The following is a 25,178-nucleotide window of genomic DNA, read 5'->3' on the forward strand; positions in this document are numbered from 1 at the left end:
AAACCCGCTCAGTGCGGGTTTTAATATTTGTGTAGTTCTTGACCCACAACTTACCCGCGCGATTGGTTCACGATAAGGAGAAGCTTCAGCAGTCGAGAAGAAGAAAAAATCATTACACAAATATCCGTAAATAAACTGTTAACACCATATTTACCGCAATTTATTCTGAGCGTCAAACAAGAAAATCCAATATCAGCGTGCATTGACGACGTTTTGTTTTGGTTTGTGCTGTTTATTGTATTTTTATTGGCAAAATCATCTGATTGGTGGTTTTGTGTTGGGAGGTTAGTTTATCGTTTGGCTTATGTGTAGGTTAAAACTTTGTAGTAAATCTTTTTGATGGAACGATTCACCAAAAAAATCACAAGCGTGACCAAATTAATTAATCGCTTGATTAAATAGTGAGTAATTAATCTTCTACTGTTACGCCTGTTTATCTCTATAATTAATCAGATGATTAATTATAGAGATGGATTTTTGCCATGACGGCACGAAAAGCGGGGCGACCTCAAAAGAACTTAGATGTTCGACAGTTATTGATTGAGCATGCTCGTGATCTGTTTGTCGTTCAGCCATACGACAAGGTCTCGACACGCCTGATTGCTGAGCGTGCGGGTGTGAATATTGCGATGATCCGTTATTACTTTGGCAGTAAGGCAGGTCTGTTTGAAGCGATGCTGCGTGAAACGCTACGACCGATGCAATTGCAAATGCAAAGGTTGGTTGAAGAAAGCAGTCATGAGAACTTTCTTGATTTAATGCGGACTTACTACAAAGAGATGGTCAAGGTGCCGAAGTTTCCTCGCTTGATAGCTCAAGTGATGAATATGCCTCCCTCTGAAGTGCAAAGAGAGTTGCTCGAAAAGGTTTTCCTCGATGTGGCCAAGCCAGCCCAAGATGTCATTTTTGAAAAGTTGGTGGCACAAGGTGTCTTAAGAAAAGAGATGGATCCCAAGCTCTGTCGCGTGTCGTATATAAGCTTGATGGTATTTCCATTCATTGCACCGCCCCCTCTATTAGTAATCCATGGTATTGAGATTAATGAAGAATTTCTTAACCGTTTAATCGAACACAACATTCAATTGATGACAGAAGGCTTTATAAACACGCCTAGCCCTTCTTCAGTGCAGGACCAAAGATAATGAAAATAAATAAAAAACTACTCTTCTTTCCGGCACTTGCGGTTGGTGTCATTGGCCTTGTGGTTGCGATTAACTTGAAGCCGGATCTTCCAACCAAGCCCGCGGGTGATAGAGCTCGCTTAGTTGATACAGTAAGCCTAGAGCAACAACTGATAGCACCGTTAGCGGTTGGTTTTGGCAAAGTGGTGCCGAAAGTCGAATGGAAAGCGATTGCCGAGGTGACTGGACAGATCGTTTATCGTCACCCGGATCTTGAGAAAGGTCAGGTGATCCCTGCGGGAACGGTCGTGCTCAAGGTTGATCCATTGGATTACGAATTGAAACTGATACAAGCAGAGGCGGATCTAAAATCAAGCCAAACCTCATTAGCGAAATTGAATCAAGAAGAAGACAACCTGAATCAGACTCTTAAGATCGAAAAGAATCGCTTAGTGATCAGCAACAAAGAGCTACAACGTAAACAAGATCTGCGTAAGAAAGGGCTGACTTCTCAATCGGATGTCGACCTGCAACAGCAAAGTGCACTGTCTCAACAGAAGCTAGTGTTGGATATCGCGAACCAAATCGCTTTAATGCCTGATGAAAAACGTGTTGCGGAAGCGGTGATAAAGGTCAATGTGTCTAAAGTAAAAGAGGCGCAGCGCTCTCTCGATAAGACCACTATCATTTTGCCAAGAGCGATGCGAATTGCTCAGGTTGATATCGAACAAAACCAAGTGGTTAACCTTCAGCAAGAGATGTTTGTTGCTCACGGAATTAATGTCATGGAAGTGGAGGCGCAACTTTCTATTCACGATATGCAAACTTTAGCCTCGAGCTTTAATCAATTCCCTCGCGATGCTGCAGGGATCCCTAATCCTTATGAAGCGCCAATCAAAGCGACGATTCAACTTAACAGCGGCAACCTGAACCTGAGTTGGCCTGCGAAGGTGGCAAGAATCAGTGAGACGGTTGATGAAAACCAAGCGACAGCAGGGATTATTCTCGAGATCGCTCAAGACTATTCACAACTGCAGCCAAGCAATGCGACCCCGTTGGTCAACGGCATGTTTGTAAAAGCTGAGATTGAAGGTGTCGCGAATCTAAGTTGGGTGGTTCCAGAGCGAGCATTGCACGGTGACAAGGTTTACCTGATGGATGACAATCAGCGCTTGCAAGTGGTGAATGTTGAAGTGCTTTATCGCAGAGATAACCAAGTGGTTGTGAGTGGCGAGCTACAAACGGGAGATAAATTGGTTCTTAATGACGTCCTACCAGCTATCGAAGGCATGTTACTGAAAGAATCGAACTCTGAAGAGGTTAAGCTTGAATCTGATACTCAGGAGAGCGCGTCATGATCAAGTTCTTTTCTAGGCACCCAACAGCGGCAAACTTGTTGATGCTTGGGTTATTGATCATGGGTATCAGCTCATTATCAACCATCAAGCGTGAAACCTTCCCCGCTTATGATCCGCCTTATATTATGGCTGCCATCGTTTATCCCGGTGCATCACCACAAGAAGTGGAAGAAAGCTTGTGTGTACGAATGGAAGATGCCGTCGATGGCCTAGCTAACATTGAAGAGACTCAGTGTGAAGCTATCGAAGGTAGCGCACGTCTAATCCTGAAGTTGAATGAGAAAGCGGATATTGGCCGAATGCTGGTGGACGTACAAACTCAGATCAACTCGATCAATGATTTTCCGAGCGAGATTGAATCGCCAGTTGTTCAAGAACTGGATTGGAATGAACCGGTTGTTGATATCGCCATCACAGCAGAAACGTCGTGGCCGGAGCTTAAGGCCTACGCTGAAGACCTCAAACGTATCATGAAGCTTGATTATGATGTTTCACTGGTCGATGTTAGCGGCTTCTCTGATCACCAATATCGTGTGGAACTGGATACCCAAGCGATTCGCCAGCTGGGTTTGAGTGTCGGTGATATCGCAGACCAGATTGGTCGTCAGAATGTAAAGCTACCGAGTGGCAATGTTGAAACGCCAGACAAAAACTTCCTGATTCGTTTTGATGAGAGACGGGTCACGCCTGTTGAGCTTGAGAGTATTGTTGTTGGATCGGCACCAAACGGTTCTGTGATCCGTTTAAGAGATATCGCGAAGATCACCGATCGTTTTGAACTTGATGAACAGAAAGTCCTGTTCGATGGCAAGCCTTCTGCTTTGTTAAAGATCAGCAAAAACAAAGAAGACGATGCGCTTCGAATCAAAGACAACGTGACACGATTTGTTGAAGATCAGAGCGCGATTGCCCCTGATGGTGTGACGCTACAAATGACCAACGATCTCTCTTCTGTGCTGTGGGATCGCCTCACCATGATGGTACGTAACGGCTGGCAAGGTATTGTGCTGGTATTTGCCACCATGTGGCTGTTCTTCAGCTTACGCTATTCATTCTGGGTTGCGGCTGGTTTGCCTGTTGCCTTTCTTGGAGGCTTGTTCTTAATGGCGAACTTAGGTTTGTCGATTAACATTATGTCGCTGGTCGGACTGTTGATGGCGATTGGTATCATGATGGATGATGCCATCGTGATTGCCGAATCGATAGCGTCCCATTTAGATCGGGGGCAAAACGTTGATGATGCGGTGTACAACGGCGTTAAGAAAGTGCTTCCCGGGGTGTTATCTTCTTTTTTAACTACGGTGTGTATTTTCGGTAGCTTGTTGTTCCTCGATGGAGAGATGGGCGCGGTGCTTAAGGCTGTTCCTCAAGTATTGATATTAGTGCTCTCGTTGAGCTTGATTGAAGCCTTCCTGATTCTACCTAATCACTTGTCTCATTCATTACACAAAGAAAAGAATGACAAGCCAGCGCTGCGCTTCAAAGTGGTGTTGCTTGAAAAATTTGAGAACTTCCGCAATACAACTTTGATGAACATGGTCGAGAAGGTCGTGACGTTCCGCTATGCCTTTATGGGCGGAGTGCTGACACTGTTGTTACTTTCTATTGCCTTGATTGCGGGTGGCGCTGTTAAGTTCCAACCCTTCCCCGAATTGGATGGAGACATCGCTGAAGCGCGTATCATTCTTCCGCCGGGTGCGTCATTGTCTCAAACCGAGAGAGTCGTCGACAAAATTGTCGCTTCTGCTGAGCGTTTGAATGAGCAATGGAGCGAAGAGGCTGAGGACGGTAATAAATTGGTTGAGCATATCACCAGCCAATTCAATGCCAACGCAGACGCCAATGAATCAGGCCCACATTTAGCCACTGTGCGTTTAGACTTACGCGGAGCAGAGAGCCGTAATACGGTTATCGATGACTTCATTGATGCGTGGCGTGAAGATATTGGCGATTTGGCTGATCCTATCTCGCTGGTTTTTAAACAACCGACGATGGGGCCGGGTGGCCGTGCTATCGAGATCCGTGCCAAACATGATGATCTGGCTGAATTGAAGTCTGCTTCTCTGGAGATTCAGGAATACCTCAATCAGTTTGACGGGGTGCATGGTGTACTTGATGACATGCGCATGGGTAAAGAAGAGATCTTAGTCAAGCTGCGCCCTGGAGCCGAAACCTACAATGTGAATGGGCAGATGATTGCGTCTCAGTTACGTGCAGCCTTTTTTGGACAAACAGCAGACGAGATTCAAATCGGTGTTGAGAACATCTCGATTGAGGTGCGTCTTAATAAGGAACAAGCGGGCGACATACAGCAGCTGGCTAACTTCCCTATCATTACCGCAGATGGCAGTCAGATCCCGCTAGCAACATTGGCGACATTAGATTTCCAACGTAACTACGTGCGAATCCAGCGCATCGATGGCTTAAGAACCATCAGTATCTTTGGTGATATTGATAATAAGAAGGCGAGCTCGTCAGCAATTTTGGCTCAGTTCCAAAAAGATGAAGCAGCCAAACTTATTCAGAAGTACCCGGGCTTGCGCTTTGATTTCGAAGGGGAAGCCAAAGATGCAGCTAAGACTGGAGCCTCGATGGGCAAAGGCTTCTTGCTCGGCCTATTCGGCGTGTTTGCGATTCTTAGTTATCAATTCCGAAGCTACTTAGAGCCTGTGGTCGTGATGTTGGCGATTCCACTCGCCTTTATTGGGGTGGTTGTTGGTCACTGGATACTTGGGCACGCTTTGAGTATGCCAAGCATGATGGGCTTTGTGTCGCTGGCCGGAATCGTGGTCAATGATTCTATTTTGTTAGTGCAATACATTCGCCATCACGTCGATGAAGGCGATAGCGTACATGACTCAGTGGTGAAAGCGAGTCGCGAGCGTTTCCGAGCAGTATTTTTGACTTCAATGACCACAGCCGCAGGTTTGCTACCACTGCTAACAGAAACCAGCTTGCAGGCTCAGGTTATCCAACCGCTGGTGATATCAATTGTGTTTGGTATTTTTGCTTCGACCTTACTGGTGCTGTTTATGATTCCGGCGGCTTACGCAATACTGGCGGACTTTGGTTTGGTGAAAAAGCACGAGCCACTCGAATTATAGACGTTGTATTGACTCCTTTATAAAGGAGCGAAATCGATTTAAACCAAAGCGACCTAGTGTCGCTTTTTTATTGGTTGAGTCGTTGTCTATCTGGGTTAACTTGCTGGGTGCGATTCTTCGTGTACATCCTTGGCCTTTCGGATGGGACAGTGGCAACACAGTCTCTAGAACAAATTTCATTTTACTTCATTCAAAACGTCACTTAACTGTCATTTGTGAGGCATAACTTGAGCCTCAACTGAATAAGGATTGTTAAGGAGATCGTATGCGTACTATCGAACCTATTGTCCGCTGGGATGTGGCATTTTCTGTTTTCTGTTTGAAGAGTCGTTATAGCGGACAACATGCAACGCTGAGTAAAGCGATATCTCATACTGGAGATGGACACCTTTACATTTTGATTGCTCTGGTCGCGCTGTTGGTGGATAGCAATGCTGGCCGAGATTTTCTCTTGGTCGGATTAACGGCTTTTGCCATTGAGCTACCGATTTATTGGTTAGCCAAAAACACCCTAAAGCGCCGCAGACCCGCTGAATTCTCTTCACTACTTCACTCTCATATTGTGCCATCCGATAAATACAGCCTGCCTTCTGGGCATTCCGCTGCGGCTTTTGTTATGGCGACTCTAATCGGACATTTCTATCCGAGCTTGTACCTCTTTAGCCTGATTTGGGCAACTGCGATTGCAGGCTCTCGAATCCTGCTCGGTGTGCACTTTTTAACGGACGTACTGATTGGCGCAGCCTTGGGCATCGCTTGTACTAGCCTTGCTATCAGCTTCATCCCGTAATTATTTTGTTGGCAACCACTGCCGAGCTTAAGTGGAAAATTTAAAGGAACATGCATGAAAATTTTATATGGCGTACAAGGCACAGGAAATGGGCACATCGCTCGAGCGAGAGCAATGGCCGTCGCTTTTCGTCAGCAAAATATTGATGTCGACTTTCTGTTCTCAGGGCGAGACGAGAGCAAGTACTTCTCGATGGAAGCGTTTGGCAACTATCAGACCCGCAGCGGCTTAACTTTTTACAGCGAGCAGGGGCAGGTTAAATACGGCAAAACATTCATGAAGAACAACATCTGGCGATTTCTCCGTGAGATTAACCAGATCGATCTTATGCCTTATGACTTAGTGATTAATGATTTTGAGCCTGTCACTGCATGGGCGGCTAAGAGACAAGGTGTGCCATGCATTGGGATAAGCCATCAGAATGCGTTTCGTTATGATGTACCCAAAGAAGGGGGCAACTGGATAGAACATTCAGTGATTCAACATTTCGCCCCAACCGAGCACTCAATTGGCTTGCACTGGTATCACTTTGAACAGCCGATTTTGCCGCCTATCGTTCACACGCTGGTTGGTGAGCAACAAACCAAAACAGCACAAGACTTTACGTTGGTCTATTTGCCATTTGAGGATCTTGAGTCGATCTCAGAGCTGCTGATGAAGTTCATTTCTCACAACTTTGTCTGTTACCACCCGGATGTTATTGAGCACAGCCGAGTCGAAAATATTGAGTTCAAACCACTCAGTCATGCTGGCTTCCAATTCGACCTCAATCAGTGCTCTGGTGTGGTAGCGAATGGTGGCTTTGAATTGCCATCTGAAGCCCTAACTTTGGGGAAGAAATTGCTTCTCAAACCACTCGAAGGGCAGTTCGAACAACAGAGCAATGTGGCGACGCTAGAGGCTCTTGGGTTAGCTCAAACCATGACCTTTTTAGATGCGGCTATCTTGCGTGCTTGGCTCAGTGAAAAACAGGCTGAAGTGGTCACCTATCCAGACGTAGCAAGTGCACTCGTTGAGTGGGTATTAGCGGGGAATTGGTCTAATCAAGATGACTTAAGAAAGCAACTTTGGGACAAGGTAGACTTTCCAAGTTATGCATCGCTCACCTAACTCATAAGTGTTATTTCTGAATCGGCTGGTCAACTAATTCATCGGTTCAATAAATTGTAACAATTGTAACCAAAAGATAGAACAGCTAAATAAGTCGAAATCAAACTCATAAGTTAAGCTTTTTATATTTTTTTATAACTCTATAAATTACTGATTTTTAGATGTTATTTAATCATTAAGATAAAATAAAATTATTCTTTATCAATCTTGTTGGTAGCTCGAGATGTATTGGTTAATAGTAATGTCAATCCGAAAAACATCGGTCTGATAAATATAAGAATTAGTGGTTATCTATTCTCATACCATTACCAATTTAACGCTGTCGAACCGACAAGAGGCAACTTGAATGTTAGATAAAAAAGACGCAATGAGTGCTATTGCAAGCTACAGAATGGAAAGCACACTTCGTGGAGTCGACTTAAATCTTTTGACTGTATTTGATGCAGTTATGCAAGAGCAAAACATTACACGTGCAGCTCATAATCTGGGTATGTCTCAGCCTGCTGTAAGTAACGCTGTTGCTCGTCTAAAAGTGATGTTTAACGACGAACTATTCATGCGTCAAGGTCGTGGCATTCAACCGACTCAACGTGCTCGTCAGTTGTTTGGTCCAATCCGCCAAGCGCTACAATTAGTACGCAACGAACTACCAAGTTCTGTGTTCTCTCCAGAGTCGTCTTCTCGCCTGTTCAAACTTGCGATTTGCAGCCCTTGTGACATGCGTTTTGCTCCTAAGATTATGTCGACAATCAACGACCAAGCACCTAGCGTGAAACTGCACATGGATGCTGAATTCGATCGTCAACTTTCTGAGCGTATGCGCTACCAAGAAATCGACTTCGTTATTGATTACGCTCGTTTTGATGAGCAAGGCTTCTCAAGCACTGAAATCTTCCAAGACGAATTAGTTGTGGTTGCTTCTGCTTCTCACCCACGCATCAACGGTGAAGTTTCTGCGGCAGAGCTGCTTAACGAAAAGCACGCAAAACTGTCTCGCATCCATGGTCAACGTAGCTTCTCTGAGCAAGCTTACCGTGACCTAGATTGCACGCCTTTCTACGAAGGTACGAGTTTAAGCAACGTTCTTTACGTTGTAGGACAATCTGAACTAGTAACAATTGCTCCTCGTTGGATGGTTGAACATGCAGCAAACAAAGAGCAACTTCAGATTCTAGATTTCCCATTCGATAATGCGGCGATTTCTGGCTTCCTAAGCTGGCATGAATCAAGTGAAAAGGACAAAGGACACATTTGGTTACGAGATCAGTTAATGATGATCTGTGGCGAAGTAGTGGCACTTAACTAGACACTAATTCCTATGATTTATAAGCCCTAAGCTAGGAGACTGGCTTGGGGCTTTTTTATGCGCGCTATTTTAATGGGTAGAAAACTTAGCGTGAGACGTACTATTACTGATAACTTTGAGCTTCATCAGTTGCCTTTTCCATGATCAGAGGTACACTTGTGCGCTCAAAAAAGCTTACAGGTGTAAGCCAAAGGTAAAGAGATGGCCAATTTAGATTTTCATATCGTAAAAAGACTTCGTGACCAAATTGCCCAAGGTGGCAACCGTACAGCTTTGAAGCACAAAGTAGACAATGTATGGCAAGGCATTAGCTGGGAACAGTTTGGACAACAAATCGATACGCTTTCATTAGCACTGTTGGCTCAAGGACTGAGAGTTCAAGATAAGATCGGTATCTATTCGAACAATATGCCTCAATGGACTGTGGCAGATTTTGCATCTTTACAAGCTCGCCTTGTGACTGTGCCGATTTATCCAACGAACACAGCAGCACAGTCTTCTTACATCATCCAAAATGCAGATGTGAAGATCTTATTCGTTGGTGAGCAAGTTCAATTCGATGCGGCGGTTAGCCTGTTTGAAGAGTGCGAGCAGCTAGAAGTTGTTGTGGCTATGTCTGATGACATCGACCTGCAAGGACACAGCTTTGCCGTATCTTGGAATGACTTCATGGCACGTGGCGTTGAAGCACAACAAGCTGAGCTTGACGTGCGCCTTGCTGATGCAAGCATGGACGACTTACTGACTCTTATCTATACCTCTGGTACCACGGGACAACCAAAAGGTGTAATGCTTGATTACACCAATATTGGCTACCAGTTAGAAGGCCATGATGAGCGTCTTAGCCTAACCAAAGACGATGTCTCATTGTGCTTCCTACCGTTATCACACGTATTTGAGCGTGCTTGGACGTTCTACGTTCTCTATAAAGGCGCAACCAACTGCTACCTGCAAGACACGATGCAAGTGCGTGATGCGTTAAGCGATGTGAAACCTACCGTAATGTGTGCGGTTCCACGCTTCTATGAGAAGATCTTCTCTGCGATTCACGAGAAGGTATCGAAAGCGCCATTTATTCGTAAGGTGCTATTTACGTGGGCGGTGAACATGGGAGCAAAGCTTTCAGTTTGTCACCAAGAAGGTCGTACTCCATCGTTGATCCTGAAGAAGAGCCATGCGCTAGCCGATAAGCTTGTGCTATCTAAACTGCGAGCTCTGCTAGGCGGTAACATCAACTTCATGCCATGTGGTGGTGCGAAGCTTGATGAAACCATTGGTCGTTTCTTCCATGCTATCGGCATCAACGTAAAACTTGGCTACGGCATGACAGAAACCACAGCAACAGTATCTTGTTGGGATGACCGCTGCTTCAACCCTGATTCGATTGGTATGTCGATGCCGGGCGCAGAAGTGAAAATTGGTGCTAAGAACGAGATTCTTGTTCGAGGCCCAATGGTGATGCGTGGCTACTACAAGATGCCCGAAGAGACCGCTAAGACATTTGACGAGCACGGTTTCCTAAAGACTGGTGATGCGGGACATTTTGATGAAAATGGTAACCTGTTCATTACTGATCGTATTAAAGAATTGATGAAGACTTCTGGCGGTAAGTACATTGCACCGCAAGTGGTTGAAGGCGCGATTGGTAAAGATCACTTTATCGAACAGATTGCCGTTATCGCTGATACGCGCAAATTCGTTTCTGCTCTGATTGTTCCTTGTTATGACTCGCTTGAAGAGTATGCCAAAGAGCTTAATATTAAGTATCACGATCGTGTTGAGCTTGTTAAGCATCACCAAATCGTCGAGATGCTAGAAAAGCGTGTGAATAGCCTACAGCAAGAACTGGCTAAGTTTGAGCAAGTGAAGAAATTCAAACTGTTACCAAAAGCATTTTCGATGGATGATGGTGAACTGACACCAACTCAGAAATTGCGTCGTAAAGTTATCAACGATAAGTATCAAGACGAAATCGAAGAAATGTACAATGAAAAGCCTAAAGATAAGTAGTTTTCTGCTTAGATAAATTTTCAGTTGCTTAAAAATCCCCCTACGAATGTGATTGCATTTTTAGGGGGATTTTTTGTATCTAGCGATCCAGCACAATGTGCGAAAGCGCACACTGATTAAGCTGTTATTTATAGATAAATAGCGATTCATTTAAATATTAAGTGCTTTTTTTTGTTTGTTACCTAGTGTTAAAGGCTAAATTTGAGGGGTGGTTTGGGTTTTATTTAATGCTTTGAGCTAATAGTTGGTTTTTTACCACGATTGTCGGATAACAGGTGTTAGACCAGATGATAATAAAGCGTTAAAGTTGTTTCGTATTACTGTTTGTTGTTATCACGACAGACAGCCATAGCCGAAAAAGTGGAAGTATTTCGAATTAGGCTACGAATAAGCCCTAGACTATGAAAAACCAGCCCAACATGTTCACCAAATATGATTGGAAACTGGTGAGGAGAGCAATATGACAACAAAACCTGAAACAGCCATGTCATCCGGCGCTGAAATGTTATCCGGCGCTGAGATGGTGGTGCAGTCTCTAATTGAAGAGGGTGTAGAACAAATCTTTGGTTATCCAGGTGGTTCTGTACTTGATATCTACGATGCGCTGCATGCTAAAACTGCTGAAATTAAACACGTATTAGTACGACACGAACAAGCCGCTACCCACATGGCAGATGGCTATACTCGTTCTACCGGCAAACCGGGTGTAGTACTTGTGTGTTCTGGTCCAGGTGCGACCAATACCGTTACTGGTATTGCAACAGCTTACATGGACTCAATCCCAATGATTGTTATTTCTGGTAACGTACCAAATAACCTTATTGGTAATGACGCCTTCCAAGAGTGTGACATCGTTGGTGTATCACGCCCGATCGTTAAACACAGCTTCTTAGTTAAGAAAGCAGAAGATATCCCAGAAGTCGTTAAAAAAGCATTCTATATTTCAACGACAGGACGTCCCGGTCCTGTGGTTATTGATCTGCCGAAAGACATCTTAAACCCACAAATCAAGCTTCCTTATGAATACCCAGAAACGATCAAAATGCGTTCGTATAACCCAACGGTTACGGGTCATAAAGGTCAGATCAAAAAGGCGCTAAAAGCCCTTCTTGAAGCGAAGAAGCCGGTACTTTATGTCGGTGGTGGTGCGGTTATTTCTGAGGCAGATAAGCCGCTGTTAAAATTAGCAGAGGCACTGAATTTACCTGTGGTAAGCACCCTAATGGGGCTTGGCGCTTTCCCTGGCACTCATAAGAACTCTTTGGGTATGTTGGGCATGCATGGTTTGTATGAAGCCAATATGGCGATGCACAATGCGGATTTGATCTTTGGTATTGGTGTACGTTTCGATGATCGAACGACCAATAACCTAGATAAGTACTGCCCTGATGCGAAGATCATGCACATTGATATCGACCCATCTTCGATCTCTAAGAACGTAAAAGTGGATCTACCGATTGTAGGTTCTGCTGAAAAAGTTCTAGAGAGCATGGTGAACTTGCTCGTTGAGCAAGGCGGCACTAACGATGCAGAAGCGATTGAAAGCTGGTGGAGTGAAATCAAGCAGTGGCAAGAGCGTGACTGCCTCGCTTATGAGAAGTCGTCTGAGCGCATCAAACCACAACAAGTTATTGAAACACTTCATAAAGTAACTAATGGTGATGCTTACGTTGCTTCGGATGTCGGTCAACACCAAATGTTTGCAGCATTGTACTACCCGTTTAACAAGCCACGTCGTTGGATTAACTCTGGTGGTTTAGGCACAATGGGCTTTGGTCTGCCTGCTGGTATGGGCGTTAAGTTTGCTAAGCCAGATGAAGAGGTGGTTGTAGTAACTGGTGACGGCAGTATTCAAATGAATATCCAAGAGCTGTCGACTGCGCTGCAATACAATATCCCGGTTAAGATTATTAACCTTAACAACCGTTTCCTAGGCATGGTAAAACAGTGGCAAGACATTGTTTATCAAGGTCGTTACTCTAACTCATATATGGACTCTGTTCCTGATTTTGCTGCTATCGCAGAGGCTTATGGCCACGTTGGTATGCGTATTTCATCTCCGGATGAATTGGAATCAGGTTTGGAAAAAGCACTAGCGATGAAAGACCGTTTGGTATTTGTCGACATTAGTGTGGATGACACCGAGCACGTATACCCAATGCAGATCAAAGGCGAGGGTATGGATAACATGTGGCTAAGCAAAACGGAGAGAACATAATATGAGACACATTATTTCACTACTAATGGAAAACCAACCGGGTGCGCTTTCTCGTGTGGTTGGCTTGTTTTCTCAGCGTGGCTACAACATCGAGTCTTTGAACGTATCTCCAACCGACGATCCGACGCTGTCTCGTTTGAACGTAACGACTAACTCGAGCGAAATGCAGCTTGAGCAGATTCAGAAACAGCTGCATAAGCTAATCGACGTGCTTAAAGTACAAGAAGTGTCTGAACTTGAGCACATTGAACGTGAGCTGTTGATGGTAAAAGTACGTGCTAGCGGCTTTGCTCGTGCAGAAGTGAAGCGCACAGCAGATATCTTCCGTGGTCAGATTGTTGATGTAACGGCTTCTCAATATACGGTTCAAATGGCGGGAACTAGCGAGAAACTGGATGCCTTCATTCAGGCGTTGTCTGAAGTGACGGAAGTACTTGAAGTAGCTCGAAGTGGTGTTGTTGGCATCGCACGAGGTGAACGAGCGTTGAAAGCCTAGACGGTAAGTCTTTAAAAAATAACTTTAAAGCCGCTTTTTTAAGCGGCTTTTATTTTGTTAATTTTCTAGAGTGCTATAATCCTGCGCTGCACTTTCATTCATCTGAGTTAGCAATGCGAAATAAAAGATCAATAATTACATTGCTGATTATCTCTATCATATTGTCTTCTGCAGTATGTCTGTATTATTTGCAGCGTTACAAAGAAGTAAAACAGCAGAGCTTTGACTACTCGGCTAAACAAGCCGTACATCAGTTAGTATATGCCAAGCGGGATTATGATCTTCTCAAGACTCAGTTAGTCTCGGTAATGGAGCTACTCAGTCATAGCCAGAGCTTGGTTAACTTTGCTTCTTCTCCCTCTGACCAAACCAAACATCTACTTGAAGAGGTCTGGCAATCTGTTCTTGTAAACCAGAAGTGGTATACACAAATTCATCTGTTAGATATCACAGGCAAAGAACTGGTGCGGGTTAACTATTCCTCTGATACCGGTAGGGTGACGTTACCTCAACAACTGCAAGATAGATCAGATTCTAACTACTTCCAATACGCTCAAAAACTAGAAGCTGAACAGATTGGCGGTTGGGGCATTGAACTTGAAGCGGAACATGGTGAAGTCACCTTTCCTTATATGCCTGTAATCCGTGTCTTTACCCCTGTAGAAACTCCTGACAAAAGAGTGGGTTACCTTGTCATTAATCTCGATGTATGGGGTTTATCGTCACGTCTTAGCTTTTCACCTGATAACGATCTTAGAGCAGAAGTTCTTAATGAAGCGGGTTACTTCATCGCGAGTAACAACAGCGGCAAGTTGTTCGGAGACTCTATTCCAGAAAGAAAAGGCTATAACCTGCAAAATATCGCGCCTAAGACGTGGGATGCGATCTCCAATGATCAAGTGGGTTACGTTTTTGAAGATGGCAATTTGTTTGCGTTTAACACGGTTATGCTCGCGAACAGTCAAAAGGTTCATTTGCTGATTCAACTTAATCAGAAACAATTGATGGCTCGGGCAGAACCGAGCTTAAGTGACCTCTCTCAAGAAGAAGTGTTTGTGTTGCTAACGGTGCTGATATTCGCCTTTCCGTTTGCTTACCTTGTGACGCACTACCGACGCCGAAGTCTGGAGAGTAAATTGGCGCGCGCCGCATTGAATGGCATGTCGGCAGTGATGATCTCTGACAAGCAGCACCGCACAATGATGATCAACAACGAATTTGAGAACATGACTGGGTACTGTAAAAAACAAGTTATCGGTCAGAATGCATTGCAACTGTTGCTTGAGAATACTGACCAAGTGCTCTCAAGTTCGGCTATCTGGAGTCATTTAGAGCAAGAAGAAGTATGGGAAGGAGAGGTTCAGTGTAAGAACAAACTGCGTATTCCTTTTACTGCGATCATGCGAGTGCATGCGGTCAAAAACAACTCGGGCAAAGTCAGTTACTACATCACTTCGCTGGTTGATATTTCCGTAAGGAAGGAGCTTGAGGTGCGTTTGAGGATTTTAAGTGAACGTGACTCTTTGAGTAACCTTTGGAACCGACGAAAGTTCGAAGAGCAGTTGGCTTACTACTCTCGCTTAGTTGAGCGTTACCCGAACGAATCAACCACTTGCTTAGCCTTAGTCGACATCGATAACTTCAAGCGAATCAATGACGAGCTTGGCCACGACGAAGGTGACCGTGTGATTGCTGGTGTGGCTAAGCTACTACAAGATAGCCTTCGTAGTACCGACTTTGTTGCTCGTGTCGGAGGAGAAGAGTTTGCACTCTTGATGCCACACACCTCATTGCCAGAAGCAAAGCGCGTATTGGATCGCTTGCGAATTGAGATTGAGCTAGCAGCCGGAACTAAGGTAACGGTGAGTGTTGGCTTTACAGATTTAACCAGTAACAGCACTCGCTCATACAAATGTGCCGATGTCGGGCTTTATGAATCGAAATCCTCTGGTCGCAATACGGTCTCCATGTGTCCTAGCCATGCTGATGTTGCTTAGCGTTTTGTCTATTTAGCTTCTTTCTTCTGTCTGCTTCATCTCTTTAAACTGCTTTCCGATTGATTTTCCCTTCCCTTCTTTTTATTAGGAATCTCACTTTTGAGCGACCTATGTCACAAAATCTATACAGTTAGACTAAAGTCTAAAGCTGGTGAAAATTTGAGCTAAAATGAACAGTAAGTAAACTACTTTGCTTCAGATTACATCGTGTTAAACGATGTAATAAATAGAGTGTTTACCAGATGTAAAAGGATGACACCGTTAACTTAATTCAGCTGGTTAGCTAGCCTTATCAATAACTTGAAAGGCAGCAGTAGAATTAGGTTAGCTGGAGCAAGAGTTTGGGGATCATACGGTCTGGTTAAAAGAGGCGTGGTATGTTTGTCGATTTTTTAGTGAGGTTAACCATAGGCACATTAGCCATTCTTGGCTTTCAGCTTAGTGCATTGTATTTTTTACCTATGGTTGTGCTGCTCAATACTCACCACAAAGAGTTTTTTGGGTGGTAGTTCAGTCGTGGTACTGGAGACAAAAAAACGGAGCCGTTGGGCTCCGTTTTTATTTGGTTAGAATCTATCTTGGCATCATGCCGCTTCGATAACTTCTTCAATTCGTTTCATTGAACCTAGTAAGTGTTGATCAAGCAGTTCTGTTGCTTGTTCTACATTCTTAGAGAGTACTAGTTTCATGATCATTTCGTGTTCATCAATATTGAACAGATCATCAGATGCGCTTTCTGCAGACATAGCGAGGAAGCGGTAACGTTTCACTTGGTTAATTAGGTCATCAAAGAACTTAAACATGTTCTCTGAATCTGCACCTTCAAGTAATGCTACATGGAATTGCTGGTGGCGCTCTTCCCATTCAACACAATCAAACTCTTCAGATATGTACTGCACTCGCGACAGTTTGTGGTAAGACGTTAGTACATCCAGTTCCCAACTCTCATCACCCGCTGAAATCGCTTTTTTAAGCAGAACAGATGATACAACTCGAAGGCTTTCGTATAGGTCATTCAGTTCTTTCTTTGATACAGGAGATACCCAGCAGCCTTTTTGTGGCTCTAGCTTTACGTATTTGCTCCAAGATAACTGTACCAAGGCTTCGCGAATTGGAGATGCGCCTACGTTGTAGCGTGCTTTTAGATCAGCAACAACGAGCTTTTGACCTGGGGTTAACTCACCATTAAGAATATCTTGGCGAATCATCTTTGATACTTTGTCAGTGAGCGTAGGACTAGACATTACAAACCTCATGTATATTGATTTCTAGTCTGCTAATCCGTCTCTTAGAAAGAGCCAATTGGAAGTTAACAGTACGTAGTTCTATTGTGATTGATAATACAGCGTACTGAAAAGTTAGGCAAGATTTAGTTTCATAAAAAAAAGAGGGCCGAAGCCCTCTTTTATATTTTATGCGAATCGGTTCATTCTTATAGAACGTGAACAGATGCCGTGTTTGTAGTACCAGAAGCTACTAGAGCACCAGAAACCATAACTACGATGTCGCCTTTGTTACCTAGGCCAGATTGTAGAGCGATTTCTTTACCGTTGATGTAGAACGCGTCTGTGTTCTCGATAGAGTCAACAAGAACTGGCTTAACACCTTTAGTAAGAACTAGCTGTGCAGCTGTCTTTTCGTTAGTTGTTAGAGCAAGGATGTTTGCAGTTGGGAAGTACTTACGTACTGAACGTGCAGACTTACCGCCTTCAGTTGCAACAACGATTAGAGGAGCAGCTAGCTTCTCTGCTGTGTCTACAGCGCCTTTACATACTGCTTCTGTGATGCGTAGACGTGGGCTGTCTAGACGAGAACCTAGCTCAGCTTTAAGAGCTGAATCAGTGCGGTTCGCGATTTGAGCCATGATAGTTACAGCTTCAACTGGGTACTTACCTTTAGCAGTTTCGCCAGAAAGCATTACTGCATCAGTACCATCCATGATTGCGTTCGCAACGTCACCCGCTTCAGCACGAGTTGGACGTGGGTTGCTGATCATAGAGTCAAGCATTTGAGTTGCAGTGATAACCATCTTACGTGCACGGTTACACTTCTCGATCATCATTTTTTGAGCGAAGATTACTTCTTCTGCTGGGATTTCAACACCTAGGTCACCACGAGCAACCATGATGCCATCAGAAGCTTCAAGGATTGAATCGAAGTTATCTACACCTTCTTGGTTTTCAATCTTAGAAATGATGTGGATGTTTTCGCCACCGTTAGCGTTTAGAAGCTCACGGATTTCTTTAACGTCGTCTTCTTTACGGATGAAAGAAGCAGCTACGAAATCAACGCCTTGCTCACAACCAAACTTAAGGTCAGCTTTGTCTTTCTCAGAAAGAGCTGGAAGTTGAACAGAAACGCCAGGAAGGTTAACACCTTTGTTTTCACCTAGAGCACCGTTGTTAAGAACTTTACACTTAACTTCAGTTTCTGTTGTTGCGATAACTTCCATTTCGATTAGGCCGTCATCAACAAGAATAGTGTTACCTGCTGATAGGTCTTTAGCGAAGCCTAGGTAAGTTACTGCTACTACGTCTTTGTTACCAACAACTGTTGCGTCAGTTGTGAACGTGAACTCTTGACCAGCTACTAGATCTACGTCGTTACCATCTTCAAGTTTGATAGTACGGATTTCAGGACCTTTAGTATCTAGAAGGATAGCAAGTTGCTCACCTTTGTTTTCCATTACTTTACGGAAGTTCGCGATACGAGTGCCGTGTTCTGCGAAATCACCGTGAGAGAAGTTAAGACGCATAACGTTCATGCCAGCATCTACTAGTTCAGTTAGCTTCTCTACAGATTCAGTTTTAGGGCCAATCGTACATACGATTTTGGTCTTTTTCATGGAAGGTACTCTCCGGTAAGTATTGTTACAATTTGAAATTTATTTAAGTTCTGAAGATTGGTCCGCTACATCAACATTTTGTGCCTGTTGTGTAAAAGCGCGGGACTTCCAATATGTCCTTCAGAGTTGTAAGTCTTTCATCAATTTTAGTCATTTTATGACTAAAAGATTTTGATTCAACGCTGTATTTCTGTGACTTATACCAACATATCAGGTGAAGGTTGCAGAAAAATAACGGTCAGTTCTGTAATTTTTTTTCTTTTCGGGTGCGGATTCTACCACCTAATGACTTCAATATCACTGCTTAACAATTGTCTTAGGACAAGGTTTCATCGCTATTTATTAATTTTTTGGATCAAAATAAATGGACTAAATAGTTTCGTTGTAACTATAATATGTTTCATATCGAAACTTACTGGCCTTTTTTAAATGTCGAAACGAAACACTCAGCTCAGAAGACATGCAATTTCTAACCTAGTGAATGAAAAGGGGGAGGTTAGTGTTGATGAATTATCCGCTAAGTTTGAAACCTCAGAAGTCACTATTAGAAAGGACTTGGCGTCTTTGGAGAAAAACGGTCAGCTTTTGCGCCGTTATGGTGGTGCGATTTCATTACCGAAAGAGGTTGTGAGCGAAGAACTGGGTCAACAAGTTTCGACTCGAAAGATTTCACTAGCAAAAGCCGCTGCAGATTTGATTCGTGACCATAATCGTATTGTGATTGATAGTGGTAGCACGACTGGTGCCCTAATCCAGCAACTTAATACTAAGCGTGGTTTGGTTGTTATGACCAACTCATTGCATGTGGCTAATGCGCTTAATGAGCTTGAAAGTGAACCGACATTATTAATGACGGGTGGTACTTGGGATACACATTCGGATTCTTTCCAAGGCAAAGTTGCAGAGTCAGTACTGCGTGCTTACGATTTTGACCAACTGTTTATCGGGGCTGATGGTATCGACCTCGACAGAGGCACAACCACATTCAATGAGTTGGTTGGCCTGAGTAAAGTTATGGCTGAAGTGTCACGAGAAGTGATTGTGATGGTTGAGTCGGAAAAAGTGGGACGAAAGATCCCGAACTTAGAGCTGGCATGGGAACACATTGACATCTTAATTACCGATACAGACTTAGGCGAAGAATCCAAAGCAAGTATCGAATCACATGATGTACGCGTGATCCTGACTGATCCAGCGTAAAAACAAATTTAAATATTATGCATTTACCTTCCTATAATTGATCTTAATAAAGATATGGCCTTTGCTTGCTGCCAATAGGAATAAAACAAAATTGATGGAGTGAAACTATGTGTGGAATTGTTGGTGCAGTAGCACAACGTGATGTAGCTGAAATCTTAGTAGAAGGCCTTCGCCGTTTAGAATACCGAGGTTATGATTCAGCCGGTGTTGCTGTGGTTGATACTGAATCTAATCTAACTCGTGTACGCCGCCTTGGTAAAGTACAAGAGCTAGCAGACGCAGTAGAAGAACAACAAGTGATTGGCGGTACAGGTATCGCTCATACACGTTGGGCGACACACGGTGAGCCATCTGAAGCGAACGCACACCCACACATGTCTGGTGATATTGCGGTTGTACACAATGGTATCATCGAAAACCACGAAGCATTGCGTGCTCTTCTTCAAGAGCGTGGTTACGTATTTACTTCACAAACAGATACAGAAGTTATTGCTCACTTAGTTGAGTGGGAACTTCGCACCTCAGCTTCTTTGGTTGAAGCGCTACAGAAAACAGCAAAACAATTAGACGGTGCATACGGTACGGTAGCGGTTGATCGCAAAGATCCTAGCCGTATTGTTGTAGCTCGTTCTGGTAGCCCGATTGTTATCGGTTTTGGTGTCGGTGAGAACTTCCTTGCTTCTGACCAACTGGCGCTACTGAGCGTAACTCGTCGCTTCATGTACCTAGAAGAAGGTGATGTTGCTGAGGTAACTCGTCGTGATGTTACGGTATTTGACGTTGCGGGTGAGCGTGTTGAGCGTGAAATCGTTGAATCAAACGCTGAACACGACGCTGGTGACAAAGGTCAATACCGTCACTTCATGCAGAAAGAGATCTTTGAGCAACCAACAGCGCTAATCAACACAATGGAAGGCCGTATCTCTGAGACTTCGGTCATCACTAACGCGATTGGTGTTAAAGCGGAAGAGATCCTAAGCAAAGTTGAACATGTGCAGATCATCGCATGTGGTACATCTTACAACTCAGGTATGGCAGCGCGTTACTGGTTTGAATCTCTAGCTGGTGTAAGCTGTGATGTAGAGATCGCTTCTGAGTTCCGTTACCGTGACTTCGTTGTGCGCCCGAACAGCCTATTGGTAACTTTATCTCAATCTGGCGAAACGGCTGATACGCTTGCTGCACTTCGTCTTGCAAAAGAGAAGGGTTACATGTCAGCAATGACCATCTGTAACGTTGCAGGTTCTTCGCTAGTTCGTGAATCTGATTTTGCCTTCATGACTCGCGCAGGAACGGAGATCGGTGTTGCTTCGACTAAAGCCTTCACAACTCAACTAGCAGCGATGCTGATGATGGTAACTTCAATTGGTCGCCTGCAAGGTCGTATCAATGAAGAGAAAGAAGCGGAAATCGTTCAAGCACTTCACCAACTGCCTGCTGATATCGAGAAAGCATTAGCGTTTGATAAAGAGATCGAAGCGCTAGCACCTGATTTTGCTGATAAGCATCACACACTGTTCTTGGGTCGTGGTGAGTTCTACCCAATCGCGATGGAAGCGTCTCTTAAGTTGAAAGAGATCTCTTACATTCACGCAGAAGCATACGCTGCTGGTGAGCTTAAGCACGGTCCTTTGGCTCTTATCGATGCAGATATGCCTGTAGTCGTTATTGCACCAAGCAACGACTTGCTAGAGAAGCTGAAATCGAACGTTGAAGAAGTACGTGCTCGTGGCGGTCTACTTTACGTATTCGCTGACCAAGACGCTGGCTTTGAAAGTGATGAGAACATGAAGATCATCAAGATGCCTCACGTAAGTGAAGTAACAGCGCCTATCTACTACACAGTACCGATGCAGCTGCTGTCTTACCATGTCGCGCTAATCAAAGGTACCGACGTTGACCAACCTCGTAACCTTGCGAAAGCGGTAACGGTTGAGTAATCGGCAGCTTACCTAAATAGATAATAAGAAGCCCATCTTGTGATGGGCTTTTTTATGTCTGTTAGCTAACGAGCAACGTTACATCTAGCTATTAAGTATTAAGGGCTTGCTCTAGGTCAGCAAAGATATCGTCAATGTGTTCAATACCTACCGAGAGGCGAATCATCTCTGGTGATACACCGGCTTGTTTTTGTTCCGCTTCGCTCAATTGACGGTGTGTTGTAGAGGCAGGGTGACAAGCAAGAGATTTCGCATCGCCGATATTCACCAGGCGCTTGAAGATTTGTAGCGCATCATAGAAACGAACACCGGCTTCATAACCATCTTTCAAGCCAAAGGATAAAATGGCAGACGGCTTACCTTGCATGTATTTCTCAGCCAGGGGATAGAACTCAGACGTTGGTAAACCAGCGTAGCTTACCCAACTTACTTTCTCGTGTTGCTTGAGGTATTCCGCTACTTTCAAGGCATTCTCTGTGTGTCGCTCCATGCGTAGCGATAAAGTTTCTAGACCTTGCATTAGCATGAAGGCATTCATTGGTGACAACGCTGCACCCGTATTACGCAGTGGAACCGTTCGAGCACGACCAATAAACGCGGCTTCGCCAAAAGCCTCGGTATAAACCACACCGTGGTAAGAAGGTTCTGGCTGATTAAATACTGGGAAGCGATCTTTGTGCTCTGCCCATGGGAATTTGCCAGAGTCGACAATCACGCCACCCAGCGTTGTTCCGTGACCACCCACGTATTTGGTGAGTGAGTGCACCACGATATCTGCGCCAAAGTCGATAGGCTTACACAGCACCGGAGTTGCTACGGTGTTATCAACAATCACAGGTACACCTTTTGCGTGAGCAAGTTCTGCGACACGCTCTAAGTCGATAATATTACCCGCTGGGTTACCAATACTTTCACAGTAAACCGCCTTGGTTTTTTCATCAATCAGCGCCGCTAAGCTTTCTGGTTTGTCGTCTTTAGCAAAGCGAACTTCAATCCCTTGGTTTGGCAGCATGTGAGCAAATAGGGTGTACGTGCCGCCGTAAAGTTGAGGTGTCGAGACGATGTTGTCACCGATCTGTGCCAAGGTTTGAATCGCGTAGTTAATCGCGGCACTGCCCGCACTTACCACTAAACCTGCAATACCACCCTCTAAGGCTGCCATGCGCTTTTCTAACACGTCATTGGTCGGGTTCATTATGCGAGTGTAGATATTGCCTGGCACCGCAAGGTTAAAGAGGTCGGCACCGTGCTGTGCATCATCGAATTCATACGCGACGGTTTGATAGATAGGTGTTGCTACCGATTTGGTGGTTGGATCGGTTTCGTAGCCGAAGTGAATCGAGAGCGTTTCGTCTTTCATGTGTCTTCCCTGAACAATTGAGTGATTTGTGTACATTCATATTGCCGACTTTTCTATAAAAGAAAAGTAAGCTTAGTCACAGAGAAGCAATTGGAATTGTGTGCGGGACGATTCGTTATCGTTAGGAAGTGCAGAACATGATCTGTACTGTTTTAGAAAAGCAAAAAGCCAGAGCAGCATGAACTGTTCTGGCTTTTCTAATTTGGTGGCCCCTCCCAGATTTGAACTGGGGACCGAACGATTATGAGTCGTGCGCTCTAACCACTGAGCTAAGGGGCCGTAGGGCATAGATTATAGGGGAAGCATTCAGTGGTGTCTAGACACTATAAGGGGCAATTCCGCTTACATCTTAGCCACTTAAATCATACGGATAAAAAAAAGGTGAGCCAACGCTCACCTTTTCTTATTTATGCTTAAAAGCTAACCACACTTGAGTGTGTGATTACTCGTCTAGGAAGCTACGCAGAGTTTCTGAGCGGCTTGGGTGACGAAGTTTACGCAGTGCTTTTGCTTCGATCTGACGGATACGTTCACGAGTTACGTCGAACTGCTTACCAACTTCTTCAAGAGTGTGGTCAGTGTTCATGTCGATACCGAAACGCATACGCAGTACTTTAGCTTCACGAGGTGTTAGGCCAGCAAGAACGTCTTTCGTTGCACCGCGTAGGCTTGTAGCCGTTGCAGAGTCTAGAGGTAGTTCTAGCGTGGTATCCTCGATGAAATCACCTAGGTGCGAATCTTCGTCGTCACCGATTGGTGTTTCCATTGAGATTGGCTCTTTAGCGATTTTCAGTACTTTACGGATCTTGTCTTCAGGCATTTGCATGCGCTCAGCCAACTCTTCCGGAAGTGGTTCACGACCCATCTCTTGTAGCATTTGACGAGAGATACGGTTTAGTTTGTTGATCGTTTCGATCATGTGAACCGGAATACGGATAGTACGAGCTTGGTCGGCAATCGAACGAGTGATTGCTTGACGGATCCACCACGTAGCGTAAGTAGAGAATTTGTAACCACGACGGTATTCAAACTTATCTACGGCTTTCATCAGACCGATGTTACCTTCTTGGATTAGATCCAGGAATTGTAGACCACGGTTTGTGTACTTCTTAGCAATCGAGATTACTAGACGTAAGTTTGCTTCAACCATCTCTTTCTTCGCACGACGAGCTTTCGCTTCACCGATAGACATACGACGGCTGATATCTTTGATGCTTTGAACTGTAAGAGACGTTTCACGTTCGATTATATCCAGCTTTTGGATAGAGCGACGGATGTCGTGTTCGTTGCGTTTGATCTTTTCAGCGTATGGCTTGTCTGAAGCAAGAACTTCGTCCAACCATGCTTCGCTAGATTCATTGCCAGTAAATAGAGCAATGAACGATTTCTTCGGCATTTTGCCGTACTCAACGGTTTGACGCATGATTAGGCGTTCTTGAGTACGTACGCGATCCATTGAAGTGCGAAGTTCATTTACTAGGTAATCAAACTGTTTTGGCGTCAGACGGAACTCTTTGAATACGTCCTGCATCATTGTTGTTGCAAGCATTGCTTTCGGGCTTTCATGGCCGTATTCGTTGATCGCTAGCTGACGGTTCTGGTAGCTAGTACGAAGCGCTGTGAATTTTTCAAGAGCAAACTCAGGATCGATACCTGTATCTTCTTCTTCCTCTTCCTCGTCGTCTTCAGCGTCTTCTTTGTCTTCGTCTTCCAGATCAGTTTCAGCAAGTTCTGAACCGATGTGAGTCGCCGTTGGCGCAGCAGTGCCATCGTCGTCAGGGTCAACAAAACCATTGATTAGGTCTGTTAAGCGAATCTCTTCTGCTTGTACGCGGTCAAACTGTTCCAAGATGTATGGAATAGTGCCAGGGTACTCTGCAACCGATAGTTGAACAGTATTGATACCATCTTCAATGCGCTTCGCAATGTCGATTTCGCCTTCACGAGTCAGTAGTTCAACCGTACCCATTTCACGCATGTACATACGAACTGGGTCAGTAGTACGGCCAATCTCGCTTTCTACGCTTGAAAGCGCAGCAGCTGCAGCTTCGGCTGCATCTTCATCTATATTGGCATCGTCATCATTAAGCGCTAGATCATCAGCATCAGGTGCAGTTTCAACTACCTTGATACCCATGTCGTTAATCATTTGAATGATGTCTTCTACCTGTTCAGAATCCACGATTTCTGCAGGTAGGTGGTCGTTTACTTCGGCGTAGGTCAGATAGCCTTGTTCCTTGCCTTTAATAACAAGTAATTTAAGCTGTGACTGCGGATTTTGATCCATAGATGATATCCAACTTCAGGTCTGGTGAAGGACGTT

At 44.4% G+C, this 25,178-nt stretch carries 16 protein-coding genes and 1 tRNA gene; 12 read left to right on the forward strand and 5 right to left on the reverse strand.

What is annotated here, in order from left to right; translation table 11 throughout:
- Positions 1–482 precede the first annotated feature (482 nt).
- The 10 genes from OQJ75_RS03545 (at position 483) to OQJ75_RS03590 (ending at position 15,510) form a co-directional block, all read left to right on the forward strand.
- Positions 483–1,142 carry a TetR/AcrR family transcriptional regulator gene (locus tag OQJ75_RS03545; protein ID WP_265971013.1) on the forward strand — a complete coding sequence of 220 codons (660 nt, stop codon included), beginning with the start codon at positions 483–485 and terminating at the stop codon, positions 1,140–1,142.
- Complete coding sequence (locus OQJ75_RS03550; RefSeq protein WP_171308577.1) at positions 1,142–2,479, forward strand: efflux RND transporter periplasmic adaptor subunit; 1,338 nt, start codon at positions 1,142–1,144, stop codon at positions 2,477–2,479. The genes OQJ75_RS03545 and OQJ75_RS03550 overlap by 1 nt, the downstream gene beginning before the upstream one ends.
- Complete coding sequence (locus tag OQJ75_RS03555) at positions 2,476–5,583, forward strand: efflux RND transporter permease subunit (RefSeq protein WP_265971014.1); 3,108 nt, start codon at positions 2,476–2,478, stop codon at positions 5,581–5,583. The genes OQJ75_RS03550 and OQJ75_RS03555 overlap by 4 nt, the downstream gene beginning before the upstream one ends.
- A gap of 265 nt (positions 5,584–5,848) precedes the next feature.
- Positions 5,849–6,373, forward strand: a complete 525-nt coding sequence (locus tag OQJ75_RS03560) for a phosphatase PAP2 family protein (RefSeq protein WP_265971015.1) — start codon at positions 5,849–5,851, stop codon at positions 6,371–6,373.
- Between the two features lie 54 nt (positions 6,374–6,427).
- Positions 6,428–7,483 carry an MJ1255/VC2487 family glycosyltransferase gene (locus OQJ75_RS03565; protein WP_265971016.1) on the forward strand — a complete coding sequence of 352 codons (1,056 nt, stop codon included), beginning with the start codon at positions 6,428–6,430 and terminating at the stop codon, positions 7,481–7,483.
- A gap of 346 nt (positions 7,484–7,829) precedes the next feature.
- Complete coding sequence (leuO, locus tag OQJ75_RS03570; RefSeq protein WP_019826889.1) at positions 7,830–8,789, forward strand: transcriptional regulator LeuO; 960 nt, start codon at positions 7,830–7,832, stop codon at positions 8,787–8,789.
- Between the two features lie 201 nt (positions 8,790–8,990).
- On the forward strand, positions 8,991–10,799 hold the full coding sequence (locus tag OQJ75_RS03575) for an AMP-dependent synthetase/ligase (RefSeq protein WP_265971017.1): 1,809 nt from the start codon (positions 8,991–8,993) through the stop codon (positions 10,797–10,799).
- Positions 10,800–11,259: 460 nt separating this feature from the next.
- Positions 11,260–13,017, forward strand: coding sequence for an acetolactate synthase 3 large subunit (locus OQJ75_RS03580; RefSeq protein WP_019826887.1), 1,758 nt, complete (start codon positions 11,260–11,262; stop codon positions 13,015–13,017).
- A 1-nt stretch (position 13,018) separates the two neighbouring features.
- Positions 13,019–13,513 carry an acetolactate synthase small subunit gene (ilvN, locus tag OQJ75_RS03585; RefSeq protein ID WP_008219984.1) on the forward strand — a complete coding sequence of 165 codons (495 nt, stop codon included), beginning with the start codon at positions 13,019–13,021 and terminating at the stop codon, positions 13,511–13,513.
- A gap of 113 nt (positions 13,514–13,626) precedes the next feature.
- Positions 13,627–15,510, forward strand: a complete 1,884-nt coding sequence (locus OQJ75_RS03590; RefSeq protein ID WP_265971018.1) for a diguanylate cyclase — start codon at positions 13,627–13,629, stop codon at positions 15,508–15,510.
- 584 nt (positions 15,511–16,094) lie between these two features.
- Here the strand turns inward: OQJ75_RS03590 and OQJ75_RS03595 are convergent.
- Together OQJ75_RS03595 and pykF are read right to left on the reverse strand one after the other, a co-directional pair.
- Positions 16,095–16,766: a GntR family transcriptional regulator gene (locus tag OQJ75_RS03595; protein WP_265971019.1), complete on the reverse strand. Its 672-nt coding sequence runs from the start codon at positions 16,764–16,766 to the stop codon at positions 16,095–16,097.
- A gap of 176 nt (positions 16,767–16,942) precedes the next feature.
- Positions 16,943–18,355, reverse strand: coding sequence for a pyruvate kinase PykF (pykF, locus tag OQJ75_RS03600; protein ID WP_248373916.1), 1,413 nt, complete (start codon positions 18,353–18,355; stop codon positions 16,943–16,945).
- Between the two features lie 429 nt (positions 18,356–18,784).
- Here pykF and OQJ75_RS03605 point away from each other — a divergent pair, with 429 nt between their 5' ends.
- Together OQJ75_RS03605 and glmS are read left to right on the forward strand one after the other, a co-directional pair.
- Positions 18,785–19,555, forward strand: a complete 771-nt coding sequence (locus tag OQJ75_RS03605) for a DeoR/GlpR family DNA-binding transcription regulator (RefSeq protein WP_260809937.1) — start codon at positions 18,785–18,787, stop codon at positions 19,553–19,555.
- A 107-nt stretch (positions 19,556–19,662) separates the two neighbouring features.
- Positions 19,663–21,495 (forward strand): glutamine--fructose-6-phosphate transaminase (isomerizing), encoded by a 1,833-nt coding sequence (gene glmS, locus OQJ75_RS03610; protein WP_260809938.1) that lies wholly within the window; start codon positions 19,663–19,665, stop codon positions 21,493–21,495.
- A 91-nt stretch (positions 21,496–21,586) separates the two neighbouring features.
- Here glmS and OQJ75_RS03615 read toward each other — a convergent pair whose 3' ends face one another.
- The 3 genes from OQJ75_RS03615 to rpoD form a co-directional block, all read right to left on the reverse strand.
- Entirely contained in the window at positions 21,587–22,855 is a 1,269-nt protein-coding gene (locus OQJ75_RS03615) for an O-acetylhomoserine aminocarboxypropyltransferase/cysteine synthase family protein (RefSeq protein ID WP_265971020.1), read from the reverse strand.
- A 203-nt stretch (positions 22,856–23,058) separates the two neighbouring features.
- Positions 23,059–23,134: transfer RNA gene (locus OQJ75_RS03620), tRNA-Ile, on the reverse strand.
- A 163-nt stretch (positions 23,135–23,297) separates the two neighbouring features.
- A complete protein-coding gene (gene rpoD / locus OQJ75_RS03625) occupies positions 23,298–25,142 on the reverse strand; it encodes an RNA polymerase sigma factor RpoD (RefSeq protein WP_248388299.1) in 1,845 nt (614 codons plus the stop codon).
- Positions 25,143–25,178 lie beyond the last annotated feature (36 nt).

It is taken from the genome of Vibrio sp. 14G-20 (assembly GCF_026241515.1).
Classification (GTDB): Bacteria; Pseudomonadota; Gammaproteobacteria; order Enterobacterales; family Vibrionaceae; genus Vibrio.